10 protein-coding genes and 1 riboswitch are annotated in these 12779 nt (G+C 67.3%); of the genes, 3 read left to right on the forward strand and 7 right to left on the reverse strand.

Annotation, left to right across the window (positions count from 1 at the left end):
- Positions 1 to 53 precede the first annotated feature (53 nt).
- The 5 genes from NFH66_RS13150 to NFH66_RS13170 all read right to left on the reverse strand — a co-directional run bounded on the left by NFH66_RS13150 (position 54) and on the right by NFH66_RS13170 (position 5725).
- Complete coding sequence (locus NFH66_RS13150; protein ID WP_349610672.1) at positions 54 to 749, reverse strand: TenA family protein; 696 nt, start codon at positions 747 to 749, stop codon at positions 54 to 56.
- Positions 749 to 2149, reverse strand: coding sequence for a sodium:solute symporter family transporter (locus tag NFH66_RS13155; RefSeq protein ID WP_299233628.1), 1401 nt, complete (start codon positions 2147 to 2149; stop codon positions 749 to 751). Before NFH66_RS13155 ends, NFH66_RS13150 begins: the two co-directional genes overlap by 1 nt.
- Positions 2139 to 2251, reverse strand: a riboswitch (TPP riboswitch). Its footprint overlaps the gene before it by 11 nt.
- A 360-nt stretch (positions 2252 to 2611) precedes the next feature.
- Positions 2612 to 3199: a peroxidase-related enzyme gene (locus NFH66_RS13160; RefSeq protein ID WP_349610673.1), complete on the reverse strand. Its 588-nt coding sequence runs from the start codon at positions 3197 to 3199 to the stop codon at positions 2612 to 2614.
- Positions 3200 to 3437: 238 nt separating this feature from the next.
- On the reverse strand, positions 3438 to 3902 hold the full coding sequence (locus NFH66_RS13165) for a YbaY family lipoprotein (protein WP_299233619.1): 465 nt from the start codon (positions 3900 to 3902) through the stop codon (positions 3438 to 3440).
- 323 nt (positions 3903 to 4225) lie between these two features.
- Positions 4226 to 5725, reverse strand: coding sequence for a CoA-acylating methylmalonate-semialdehyde dehydrogenase (locus tag NFH66_RS13170; protein WP_349610674.1), 1500 nt, complete (start codon positions 5723 to 5725; stop codon positions 4226 to 4228).
- Positions 5726 to 5955: 230 nt separating this feature from the next.
- Here NFH66_RS13170 and NFH66_RS13175 point away from each other — a divergent pair, with 230 nt between their 5' ends.
- Positions 5956 to 6918: a LysR family transcriptional regulator gene (locus tag NFH66_RS13175; RefSeq protein ID WP_349610675.1), complete on the forward strand. Its 963-nt coding sequence runs from the start codon at positions 5956 to 5958 to the stop codon at positions 6916 to 6918.
- 150 nt (positions 6919 to 7068) lie between these two features.
- Here the strand turns inward: NFH66_RS13175 and NFH66_RS13180 are convergent, their stop codons facing one another.
- Both NFH66_RS13180 and NFH66_RS13185 read right to left on the reverse strand, forming a co-directional pair.
- Complete coding sequence (locus tag NFH66_RS13180) at positions 7069 to 8556, reverse strand: protein adenylyltransferase SelO (RefSeq protein ID WP_349610676.1); 1488 nt, start codon at positions 8554 to 8556, stop codon at positions 7069 to 7071.
- Between the two features lie 81 nt (positions 8557 to 8637).
- The gene (locus NFH66_RS13185) at positions 8638 to 9537 is read right to left on the reverse strand and encodes a LysR substrate-binding domain-containing protein (protein ID WP_349610677.1); all 900 of its coding nucleotides are present in this window, start codon (positions 9535 to 9537) and stop codon (positions 8638 to 8640) included.
- 118 nt (positions 9538 to 9655) lie between these two features.
- On the opposite strand from NFH66_RS13185, the gene NFH66_RS13190 reads away from it, so the two are divergent.
- Together NFH66_RS13190 and NFH66_RS13195 are read left to right on the forward strand one after the other, a co-directional pair.
- A complete protein-coding gene (locus tag NFH66_RS13190; protein ID WP_349610678.1) occupies positions 9656 to 10591 on the forward strand; it encodes an EamA family transporter in 936 nt (311 codons plus the stop codon).
- Between the two features lie 480 nt (positions 10592 to 11071).
- On the forward strand, positions 11072 to 12775 hold the full coding sequence (locus NFH66_RS13195) for a sodium:solute symporter family protein (RefSeq protein ID WP_349610679.1): 1704 nt from the start codon (positions 11072 to 11074) through the stop codon (positions 12773 to 12775).
- The last annotated feature ends 4 nt before the right edge of the window (positions 12776 to 12779 follow it).

Here is a 12779-nt window from a genome sequence, read left to right on the forward strand (position 1 = left end):
TTCCCCGAAAGCAAAGCCCACCGCAAGCAACGCGGGCATGGCGACTGCTTCGCTCAGCGCGGCATCACCGCGTCATGGAAGGCGCGCTCCCTGGCCACGGTCTCCCGGAAGCATTCGGCCATGCGGGTGAAGGCGGCGTCATCGAGCCCTGCCGCCGCCTCGTCCAGGCGACGGCGCAGCCACGCCACGAAGTCCTGGAAGGCGGGGTTGTCGTGCAGGTCGATCCACTCCTCCACCAGCGGGTGCAGCCCCGCGGCGCGGGTAATGCGCAGCGCCCACTCCAGATAGATCCACTCGGTGACCACCAGCGCCGCCAGGACCTCGGCGTAGTCGCCGCCAGCGCCGATCTCGCGCAGCAGTGCCTGGAAGGCCTGGGTCTCGGGCAGGTAGTCCGGCGCCTCCCGCGTTGCGGCGGGCACGCCGAAGGCCTCGAAGGTACGTTGGAAGGTGCTGTTCTCATCACTGGTCAGCATGCCCATGAACTGCCCCAGTACCACCCTGTCCTCCATGCCCGGCGCCCGGCCGATGGCGTGGCCGATCAGGGCGGTGAAGGGATCCACGAAGCCATAGTCCTGCACCATGTAGGCAGCGAAGTCATCACCCGATAGCCGCCCCTCGGCCAGCGCATCGAACAGCGCATGGTTCACGGTGGCCGACCAGTCGGGCTCGCTGAGCTCGCGCAGCCAATCGGTGATAGATGCCGTCTTGCGCTCGGCGGCCCAGGCGCTCCACTCGGTACGTGTCGTCATCAGCCTTGCTCCTTGCTCACGTCATATCGGACGCCCGGGCGCCACCAGGCGATCAGCAGACTGACCAGAGTAGAGGCGACCAGGGCCCCCAGGAAGGGCGGCAGCGTCGGGATGCTGCCCGGGAAGGTGGCGGCCAGCACGCCGGCGCTCAGGCTACCGTGACTGATCCAGCCCGGCAGCACGGCACCGGCCAGGCCGGCCAGGCCGCCGGCCACCGCCGCCAGCGGTGACATGCGCCGCCACAGCCCCAACAGCACCGGCAGCAGGATGGCGGCACACAGCAGGTCGGCGATCAGGAAGAGGCGCAGCACCGAGAAGCCCTGCAGGGCCACCCAGACCACCGGCACCATCAGTGCCACCGTCACCCAGCGCGCCGCGCGCACCGAGAGCCCACGCCGGCCGGAGCTGGCCACCGCCATGGAGGCGATGGCGTTCTGCAGGGTATCCACGCTGGAGGCCACCAGCGTCACCGCCAGCACCAGCGCCGGCAGCCCCAGCCAGTCTGGCGCGGCGGAGAGCAGGGCAAAGAACGGGATCGGCGGCTCGCCCAGCGGCAGCGCGTGCATCGCCGCCAGCATCCCCAGGCCACCGATGGCCATCACCACCACCAGGCTGCTGGCCCCGCCCAGCAGCGCCCCGCGGCCCAGGGCGCGAGCGTCCTCGGCGGCCCAGATACGCTGCCAGTAGCCCTGGTGAAAGAGGTTGGCCGCGGTGACGGCGATCACCAGGGTCAGCGATACCGACAGCGCACTGCCCATCGGAATCGCCGGCATCACAGCCCCGGCGGGCATCGGCGGCAGCCACCACCAGGCGACACCACCGACCAGCACCAGCAGCGCCAACAGCAGCCAGGCCTGCCAGCGATCGGTGGCCAGGCTGGCCCGCAGCCCGCCCAGGGAGGTATAGACCAGGGTCACCAGCGCCACGCCCAGGATCACCAGCGACGGCGGCACATCGGAGAGCAGCGCGGCGATGCCACCGATAGCGGTCAGCTCGGCGGCCAGAAAGCAGGCCATGTAGGCCACCGACACGCAGGACACCCAGCGCCGCACCCCAGCGCCGTAGCAAGCCTCGGCAAACTCGCCGATGCTGCGTCCCTCGGGCAGGTGGCGACGGATCGCCGGGCCGTAGAGCCCCAGCACGATAAAGGGCAGCGAGGAACCGATGGCATAGCCGGCCAGCGCCAGCGGTCCCACGAAGGCGCCGATCTCCGGCGGCGCGAAGAGGATCCAGGCGCCCATGCCGGAAGCCAGGAACGACAGGCCGATGGCCTGGGCGCCCTGGGAGTTGCGGGCGGTCACGTAGTCATCGAGGGGGCCATCGGCCCGACGGGCCCGCAGGCCCAGGAAAGCAAAGCACAGCAGCGCCGCACCGAGCACGGCAGACGTCAGGTAGGGCATGTCGCACTTCCTCCGCCGGTGTGAACCGGATCAGGTTCCAGGGTCAGCACTATCTGCTCTCTCAGCCCCGGCGAATACGGCGAGACTCCCCTGGCGACAAGTGGATGAGGTTTGGTCACGCCTCGCACAAAGGCATGATCGGAGGCATCATAGCGTCGCGCTGACCCGAGGACCACCCCGATCCGGAGCGCCCGATGCCCGATGCCCGATGCCCGATGCCCGATGCCCGATGCCAAAGCTAGGGAAGCTCCCTGGCTCGTTCATGCGACATGGGTAATCGCGGCAAGGTTGGCAGACAGAAAGCTCCGCCGAGGCCTGAGGCAATAGCGAGCGAAAGCCCCCCAACAGGAGAGACACCATGTGGAAGCTATGCCCAGTCAGCATTCTCGCGCTTACCCTTTCCGGATGCAGCGGCGTCCCCTTCGTACCCTTTATCTGACGATTGAGTGAGCCGTCACCGGCTCACTTCTCCCGCGGCACTCGCCCCATCAGGTAGAACTCCTCGTTGGGCGGGGTGCCGGTCAGGGTGACCAGCCGGTTGGAGAGGCCGAAGAAGGCGGCGATGGCGCCGATATCCCAGATATCGTCGCGGGTGAAACCGGCGGCTGTCAGTCGCTCCTCCCACTCGTCGGTGAGCTCCCCCACCTCGAGTCCGCAATACATGGCGAAATCCAGCATGGTGCGATGACGCTCGCTGATCGGCGCGGTGCGGTGGTTGATGGCGACCTGGTCGGCCAGCAGCGGGTCCTTGCCGTAGATACGCACCAGCGCACCGTGGGCCACCACACAGTAGAGGCAGCGGTTGCGGGCGCTGGTGGCCACCACGATCATCTCCTTCTCCGCCTTGGTCAGCGTATCGGACTCTCGCTCTATCAGGGCGTCGTGGTAGGCGAAGAAGGCACGGAACTCCGCCGGGCGGTGGGCCAGCATCAGGAAGACGTTGGGCACGAAACCGGCCTTCTCCTGTACCGCCAGTATGGCGTCGCGGATGTCCTCGGGCAGGTCGTGGATCGATTCGGGAACGGGGAAACGGCTGATGGGCGCGGTCATGGAGGGCCTTGTGTTGGAGTTGGAGTTGGAGTTGGAGTTGGAGTTGGAGTTGGAGTTGGAGTTGGAGTTGGAGTTGGAGTTGGAGTTGGAGTTGGAGTTGGAGTTGCGGTTACGGCACGCCTTTCAGTTAACGTCAACGTCACCACCGAGATCAAGATATGCCGTACTCGCCTTTCGTCGCCCCGCTGAAGTCACGATGCCCCGCTACGCACCTCTCGGCATCGCGCGGGGATCGCGATCACGGCTGCGACACCCGGATACGTACCGGATCGCCGGGCTTGCCGGCAAACGGATCAATGTGCTGTGTGCTGATGAAAAGCAGATCGCCATTGTGCTCGATTCGGGCTCGTAATCCGTAGGTCATGCGCTCATCGATAACCGCGGGGTTGAACACCAGGCGAAAAGGGTACGGGGGCGGAGTCCCATCGACAGTATGGGTGTAGTCGGTGAGGATGGTGGCGGGCGCGTCCGCACGCGACTGGTCCTCAAGAGTCACGGTCAGCTCGGCGCCGGGGGGCAGCGCGATACGCTCGCGATACCACACGTCGCCGCTAATGACCCGCATCAGGGAGTTATCCGGTTTCTGCGCCTGTCGCTGCGCGTCCTCTATCCCCATTGAGTGGCTGCACGCCGCCAACAACAGGGTAGACGCGATCGCCGCCCAGCGGCCGATGGCAGACTTGATCCTTCGCTTCGCGCGCATCGTGTCACCTTTGGTGTTTGCTCTACGGCGTCAACCGGAGCGTTGGGAGAACGCAGGCAGGTGCCTGCTGGATAGCGGCCAAGCCTTCGGCCCTTGAAGCTCTCGTGAAGCTCTCGACGTCGGGCGGCCGACTCGGCGTCGAGCATTCGCATATGGTAAGAGGTGCACGCTAACGAATCAAAGCGCGGCTGCCCCGCCGCGCGCAGGGCGTATACACCAGCGCCGCCGGTGCCCCTCCACGACCAAGCGCCGCTTCTCGGCCACAACGACAGCGCCCCCGCCTCTCTCGAGGCGGGGGCGCGCTTGTTACCGGGCGGAGGTTGTCAGCCCAGCGAGATGGTGCTGTTGATGCCGCTGGAGACGTTCTCGGGCTCGAACCAGCGGGCAGTGACGGTCTTGGTCTGGGTCCAGAAGGCGATGGCCTGCTTGCCGTTGGGACCCAGGTCACCGAGCTTGGAGGCTCGCGAACCGGTGAAGCTGAAGTAGGCCACCGGCACCGGGATCGGCACGTTGATGCCGATCTGGCCGACGTCGATATCGGCCTCGAAGCGACGCGCCACCCAGCCGGAGTTGGTGAAGATCGAGGTGCCGTTGCCGTTGGGGTTGGCGTTGATGAACTCGATCGCCTCGTCGAGGGTCTCGACGCTCACCACACACAACACCGGGCCGAAGATCTCCTCGCGGTAGATGGTCATCTCCGGGGTCACGTCGGCGAACAGGGTCGCGCCGACGAAATTGCCGTTCGGGTAGCCCTCCACCTGGTAGCCACGGCCATCGACCAGCAGGCTGGCGCCCTCCTTCTCGCCGGCGGTAATCAGGCGCTCCACACGCTCCTTGGCCTGGGGAGAGACCAGCGGGCCGAGATCGGCGTCGGTCTGGGTGCCGGGGCCCACCTTCATGTTGCGAGCGCCCTCGACGATATCGTCGAGCCATTCGCGGGCTTCGCCGACCAGCACCACCACGGAGTTGGCCATGCAGCGCTGGCCGGCGGCACCGAAGGCGGAGCCCAGCAGGTTGTTGATGGCCTGGCTGCGGTTGGCATCGGGCATCACGACACAGTGGTTCTTGGCGCCCATCATCGACTGCATGCGCTTGCCGGCGGCGGCGGCGCGGTTGTAGAGCAGCGAGCCCACATGGGTGGAGCCGATGAAGGAAAGGGCCTTGATGTCCTGGTGGTCGGCGATCTGGTTAGCCACATCGGGTCCACCGTGGACCACGTTGAGCACCCCGGCCGGCACGCCCGCCTCGTGGGCCAGCTCGACCAGGCGCATGGAGGAGCTGGGGTCCTGCTCGGAGGGCTTGAGCACGAAGGTGTTACCGGTGGCGATGGCCAGCGGGAACATGAAGCAGGGCAGCATGATGGGGAAGTTGAAGGCGGTGATGCCGGCACCCACGCCCAGCGGCTGGTGCATGGTGTAGACGTCCACCTCGTTGGCGACGTTCTCGGCCAGCTCGCCCAGCTGCAGGGAGGTGATCGAGCAGGCGTGCTCCACCACTTCCAGGCCACGCCCCACCTCTCCGACGGCGTCGGGCAGGGTCTTGCCGTGTTCCTCGGTGATCAACGCGGCCAGCTCGTCGGTGTGCTCGCGGATCAGCGCCTGCAGCTTGAGCATGATGCGCATGCGCTTGCCCAGCGGCACCTTGCGCCAGGTCTTGAAGGCCTCCTTGGCGCTGGCCACGGCCCGCTCGACCTCCTCGGCGGTGCAGAACGGCACCCGGGCGACCACTTCCTGGGTTGCCGGGTTGACCACGTCGCGCCACTCCTGGCTCTGGGACTGGACGGGCTGGCCATCGATATACATGGGGATTTCGCGGACTGACATGAGCATACTCCTCTGGATGCTGTCGCTGTCGGGGGGCTGGCTTATTGTTGTGGAGCGCTGCGGCGTTCGCTGCGGCCACCCGGCATTAGACTTTGTGTGTATAAAAACACGGAAGACTATGAAGAAGAGTCTATCCAGAGGTCGCATGGCGTGACAACGGGCACTCAGGCACATTGCTTGTGCACTGACGCACAACCATAAACTGGCAAGAGCCGGCGGGAGTTCGCCCGATGCTTGACTGGCACGACATCCAGATCTTTCTCGAGGTGGCGCGCAGCCAGCGGCTCACCGACGCCGCCCGTCGCCTGGGGCTGGACCACTCCACCCTGTCGCGACGCACGCGGCGCTTCGAGCAGAAACTCAACACCCAGCTCTTCGAGCGCAGCACCCACGGCTACCATCTCACCGAGGCCGGCCAGCAGCTGCTCGCCCATGCCGAGGAGATGGCCCGCCACGCCTTCGAGGCCGGCGAGAGCCTGACCGACAAGAACCATCAGATCAGCGGCCAGATCCGCCTGGGAGTGACCGAGGGCCTGGGCACCTGGGTGATCGCCCCGCTGCTCTCGGCCTTCTGCGAACGCCATCCCGGCGTCACCCTGGAGCTTCTCGCCCTGCCCCGGGTGGTCAACCTGAGCCGTCACGAGGCGGATCTCGCCATCACGCTGGAGCGCCCGGTCAGTCCGGGGCTGGTGATCTCACGCCTCTGTGACTACCGGTTACGCCTCTACGGCAGCCAGGGCTATCTCGCCCGGCACGGGGTCCCGCAACGGCTCTCCGAACTGGGCCGGCACCGGCTGATCGGCTACGTGGACGACCTGATCTTCAGCGAGGAGCTCAGCTACCTGGCGCCGCTGCTCGACCCGGCGGTGGTAGGCCAGCCACCCCACTTCCCCCTGCGCAGCACCAGCGTGACCACCCAGCACGCTGCCGCCCTCCACAACATCGGGCTTGCCGTGCTGCCCTGCTTCATGGCCAGCACGTCGCCCACCCTGTTCAAGGTGCTGGAAGACGCGATCGCGGTCGATCGACAGTTCTGGATCACCGCCCGCCAGGAGCAGCGCCAGCTGGCCAGGGTGCGCCTGCTGTGGGACTTCCTGCGCGAGGCGCTGGAGGCCAATCGCGCCTTCCTGATGGGCGACAGCCGTGAGCTGCAGCTACCCGATGTCACCCCCGAACACCAGCCGCGGCGGTAGCAGCCGAGTCGAACGTTGGCCGATAAAGAAGGCCACCTGGCCGGGGCGCGCCCGGCCAGGACGCTGACAACAAGATCCATACAGAGACGCCCTGGGGAAACCCGGGCGTCTTTCTTCTGTATTGAGCTACCGGCTTCGGGCAGCCGCGGCTCAGGTGCCGCAGAAGGTGCGCAATACCCGCTCGCCGGCCGGCGCCGGTTCGGCATAGGCCTCGCGGCCGGGCTGGGCGGTGAAGGGCTCGGACAGCACCTCGCGCAGGGCCTCGAAGGGGACGAAGTCATCGTGCTCGGCGGCCGCGGCGATGACGCGCTCCACCTGATGGTTGCGCGGGATATAGAGCGGGTTCACCGCCCGGATCCGCGCGGCGATCTCCGCCGGCGACGCCTCTTCCCGGGCCAGCCGCGCGCGCCAGCGCGGCAGCCAGGCACGCAGAGACGTGTCGCCATCGAACAGGTCGAGCAGCGCCGGGGCGTCCTCTTCCACTGCCTCGGCGAGGCCACGGAAGGCCAGGGTGAAGTCGGCGCGGCCAGCGGCCATCGCCTCGAGGAAGGCCTCGGCGAGGGCGCGATCGCCCTCCTCTTCCCGGGTCAGCCCCAGCTTGTTTCGGAACACCGCCAGCCACTCGTCCTCGTAGCGGGGTGCGTAGGCCTCGATCACCCTGGTGGCCTTGGCGATCGCCGACTCCTGGTCGTCGTCGAACAGCGGCAGCAGGGTCTCGGCCAGGCGCGCCAGGTTCCACTGGGCGATCCACGGCTGGTTGCGATAGGCGTAGCGACCGCCCTCGTCGATGGAACTGAACACCGTGGCCGGATCATAGGCCTCCATGAAGGCGCAGGGCCCGTAGTCGATGGTCTCGCCGGAGATCGCGCAGTTGTCGGTATTCATCACTCCATGGATGAAGCCGAGCCCCATCCACTGCGCCACCAGCGCCGCCTGGCGCTCGGCCACCGCCTCGAGCAGGGCCAGGTAGCGCTCACCCTCCTGATGCCCGGCAGGAGCCGGCCCCTGCAGTTCGGGATAGTGGCGCTCGATGGCCATGTCCGCCAGCGTCGTCACCGCCTCGAGATCGTCGCGGGCGGCGAAGTACTGGAAGGTGCCGACGCGCAAGTGGCTCGCGGCCACCCGGGTCAGCACCGCGCCCGGCTCCGGCACCCGGCGGAAGAGCCGCTCGCCGGTGGTCACCGCGGCCAGCGCTCGGGTGGTGGGCACGCCGAGGCGGTGCATCGCCTCGCTGACCAGGTACTCGCGCAACACCGCGCCCAACGGCGCGCGCCCGTCGGCGCCGCGGGAGAAGGGGGTCATGCCGGCCCCCTTGAGCTGGAGTTCGCGCAGCCGCCCTTCGCGGTCGACGACCTCGCCGAGCAGCACCGCGCGGCCGTCACCGAGGCGCGGATTGAAGTGCCCGAACTGATGGCCGGCATAGGCCTGGGCGAGGGGTTCGGCCCCCTCCGGCACGCAATTGCCGGAGAACCATTGGGCGGCACGCGATTCATCGAAGGCGTCGAGGTCGAAGCCCAGCGTCTCCGCCAGCGGCCGATTGAAGGCCACCAGCCGCGGCTCGGGAACCGGCACCGGGGCGAAGCGCAGATAGAAGCGCTCGGGCAGGCGGGCATAGCGCAGGCTGAACTCGGGAAACATGGCGGCTCCGGTAGCGGCGATCACGGCCAATGGCTGAATGCCCGAGTATAACGCTCGGACATCTCCCTATCGAGCCAACCCCTATCGACCCAGCTCCTCCCGGCTGACCCAGCTCATTCTGGCTGGCGCCAGCTCTTCACGGATCAGCTCGGCCAGGCGCCGGGCCGGCTCAGTGGGGCGTCGGGCGGCACGATGCAGGGCCAGCTCCACCGCCGGCAGTGTCGGCAGGCCGCTGGACTCGTCCAGGGCGCGCAGCTGGGGGCCGAGCATGCTGCGGGTGACCACCACGATGGCCAGCCCTGCCTGCACCACCGGAGAAAGGCCCGCCATGGACTGGCTGGTGTAGGCCACTCGCCAGTCGCGTCCAGCGGCCACCAGCGCGTCCTCCGCCACCTCGCGGAAAAGATCCGCTCCCGGCGAGTAGAGCGCCAGCGGCAAGGGGTCGACGAGCAGCGGCTGACGCTCCAGCCCCACCGCCCAGACCAGGGGCTCACGGCGAATCACCTCGCCGCCCGGCGAACACCGCTGGCGAGTCACCAGCGCCAGATCCAGCTCGTCGGCGCGCACGCGCCCCACCAGCTCGGCACTGACGCCGCAGGTAACCTGCAAGCCGACATCCGGATAGAGCTGATGAAACCAGGAGAACACCGCGGTCAGCAGCGGGGCATAGTCCTCGGGAATCCCCAGCTTGAGCTCGCCGGTAACACGCTGCGCACGCATATCGGCCAGCACCTCGTCGTTGAGAGCCAGCAACCGCCGGGCATGCTCCAGCAACCGCTCGCCCTCGGCGGTGAAACGGATGCGCCGCCCCTGGCGCTCGTGAAGCGAGACCTCCAGCACCGCCTCCAGGCGCGAGAGCTGCATGCTCACCGTGGACTGGGTGTAGGCCAGGTGCCGCGCCGCGGCGGTGACGCTGCCGGTATCGGCCACCGCCACCAGGGTACGCAGCAGGGCGAGGTCGAGGGTCGGGGCACGCCTCAACACATCACACTCCTTGATGAGTGAGTTCAACAAAGATCGTTATCTTGATGAGTATGGCATGGATAGCATGGCGCCAGTACCCACCCGTTACCGAACACTCCATGCAGGAGACGCGGCCATGCAGCTTCAGCGCTCACATTTCACCCACTCTCCCTGGCTCGGCGCCGCCGCCGGGGCGCTGGCGGTGGTACTGTGGGCGCTGGTACCGCTGCTGGCTGCCCAGGCAGGCGAGCTTCCGCCACTGCGCCTCTCGGCGCTGGCACTGCTGGCCGGCGCGCTGGGCACCCTGCCCATGGCACGCCGGCGGCGTCATGAGGTTCCTCCACTGGGTCGCCTGGCCGGCGCACTCGTCTACCTGGGTGTGCCACTGCTGATCACCGGTGCGGTCGGGGCATGCTTCGCGGCCTTCACCCTGGCCCCCGCCGAGGAGACGGCGCTGATCCTCTACACCTGGCCGGTGCTGTTCCTGCTGGCCAGCCGCAGGCTGGCACTGGGCCGGCTGCCGGCCAACACCCTGGTCGGTGCCGGGCTAGCGTTTGGCGGCGCGGCGCTGCTGGTGTTGCCTGGCGCCATGGCGGGTGGGGTCTCCGGCGCGTGGGACGGCTATGCCCTGGCGCTGCTCGGCGCGGTGTGCTGGGCGCTCTACTCCCTGGCGAGCCAAGTCGCGGCCTGGCGACTGGGCGAGCGCATGCCGCACCTGCTACTGATCGCCAGCGCCATGGTGGGCGGGCTTAGCCTGGCGCTGGAGGGCGCGCACGCCCTGCCCTCCCGTGACGCCCTGCTGGCCACCGCCGCCCTGGGCCTGGGCCCCTATGGCCTGGCCATGCTGGCCTGGGACCGGGCCATGCGCGACCCCCTCGCCCACCGGGTCGGCAACCTGGCCCATGCCGTGCCGGTGCTGGCCACGCTATTGCTGGTAGTGGCCGGCGTGACCACCCCGGACTGGCGCCTGCCACTGGCCGCACTGCTGGTGGTGGCGGGCAGCATGACCGCAAGCCGGGAACCGGCCCGGCGCAGGCACCTCCCTGCACTTGGTCGTTTTCCCAGGAACTGAGGACAATTCCCCCCGCGTTCGAGGCAAATTGGACATTCGCCATTCGGGCAGTTAGTGTATACAGCCTCCGGATCATGACAATGTATACAACAACTGATCCCTGAAGGGCCGCGGCCCCTGCGCCCCGGCCACCCTGGTCTTGCCTCATCGCAGACTGGATCGCCGTACCTTCGACTGCCCGTCGACGACGCCATCGAACGAGAAGGAATCCATGTCGCTCCACTACGCCGACAAGGGCCGCTGCATGCCGCGCCGCCCTCCGCCTATCTCCCCCGTGCTGGGGTAATACCGCCTTAGCGGCAGCCACTGCCGCCCGAGCCGAACGACCCGCTTCAGCGCCGACTATCGCCGCGCAGGCAAACCCCTGGGCGCACGTTGTCCCGTGGGCGCCGGGAGCCGCTTCGGCCATCTCACTGCGTCACGCATGCGGCTGCGGCCGCCATGCTCGACGTGTTCTTTTCACCTGCCGAGGGACTGCCCTTGAACAGCGAATCCTTATATCAACTCTCCAGCCTGACCGTGATCCTGCTGCTGCTCGCCTTCTACGGCGGCACCTATCTGCTGACGCTTGGCATTCGCAAGAAACAGGAGTGTGCCGACGAATTCATGGTCTCCAACCACCGCATCGGCTTTGGCATCGGCGCCGCCAGCATGACCGCCACCTGGATCTGGGCCGCCTCCTTCTACGCCGCCGCCACCTCCGGCTACACCTACGGCGTCTCGGGCCCCATCCACTATGGCCTGTGGGGCGCCCTGATGATCCTGTTCATCTACCCGTTCGGCCGACGCTTCAGGAAGCTCGCCCCCAACGCCGCGACCCTGGGCGAGCTGATCCACGCTCGCCACGGCAGCTCCAGCCAGCTGATCCTGGCGTTTTCCAACGTGCTGGGCAGCATCATCAGCCTGATGGTCAACTTCACCGCCGCCGGTGCGCTGGTTTCGGTGCTCTCGCCGCTCTCCTTCCAGGCCGGGGTCATCATCGCCGGCGTCGGCGTGCTGCTCTACACCCTGTGGTCGGGCTTCCGTGCCTCGGTACTCACCGACTTCGCCCAGCTGGTGGCGCTCATGGCCATTGCCATTGTGATCATTCCCGCGGTGTTCTTCGCCATGGGCGGCCCCAGCGAGCTAGTCGCCGGTCTCGACAACCTGACCGCAGAGCAGACCAGCTTCTTCTCCAGCGAGGCGATCCTCAACCAGGGCGCTCCCTTCTTCGTCGCCGTGCTGGCGTATGCCATCGGTAACCAGACCATCTCCCAGCGCCTGTTCGCGGTGAACGAGAATCACATCAAGCCGACCTTCCTGACCGCCACCGTGGGCTACGGCGCCATCGTCATCGGCCTGGGCATGATCGGCCTGATGGCGTTGACGCTGGGCATGGAGCCGCTGAACGGCAACATGAACAACCTGATCCCGCAGATGGTCTCCGGCTACCTGCCACCGATCTTCATCGCGCTGTTCTTTATCCTGGTGATCGGCTCGCTCTCCTCCACCGCCGACTCCGACCTCTCGGCACTGTCGGCGATCATGATGGCCGACGTCTATGGCAAGAATATCGCCCGCGGCAAGGTGGATCCTCAGCGCATGCTGCTGGTCGGTCGCCTGACCATGATCATCGCCACCGCGGTGGGCATCGTCTTCGCCAGCTTCTCGCTGGATATTCTGGTGATGCTGGTATTCGTCGGTGCGCTGTGGGGCGCCATCGTCTTCCCGGTGATCGCCAGCTGCTTCTGGAACCGCATTACCAACCAGGCCTTTACCGTCTCGGTACTGGTCGCCATGGTGCTGTTCTGTGTGGCGCGCTTCGAGCTGGTCGACCTGGCCGGCCCCGGCGGCCTGTTCTTCGAACTGCTGGCCAGCATCGGCGGTGGCGTGATCATCGGCCTGATGGCATTCGGCTTCTTCGGCCGCACCGTCGGCTTTATCGCCGGCATCCTGGCGCTACTCGCCATGCTGGTCTTCGCCACCGGCTTCCTGCGCGACTACACCGTGCTGCTGGCCTCACTGACCGCCTACGGCACCAGCACCCTGGTCTGCGTGGTGATGAGCCTGAACAGCCGCCAGCGCTTCGACTTCGACACCATCGCCGAACGCGTGGGCAACTACAGCGACTCGGCGCAGGATGCCAAGCCGGCCACGAGGCCGAAGGAGGCTCCGGTGACCGCCCGCCTCGCCACCCAGCGCTGATATT

It is taken from the genome of Halomonas sp. H10-9-1, assembly GCF_040147005.1.
Lineage (GTDB): Bacteria > Pseudomonadota > Gammaproteobacteria > Pseudomonadales > Halomonadaceae > Halomonas.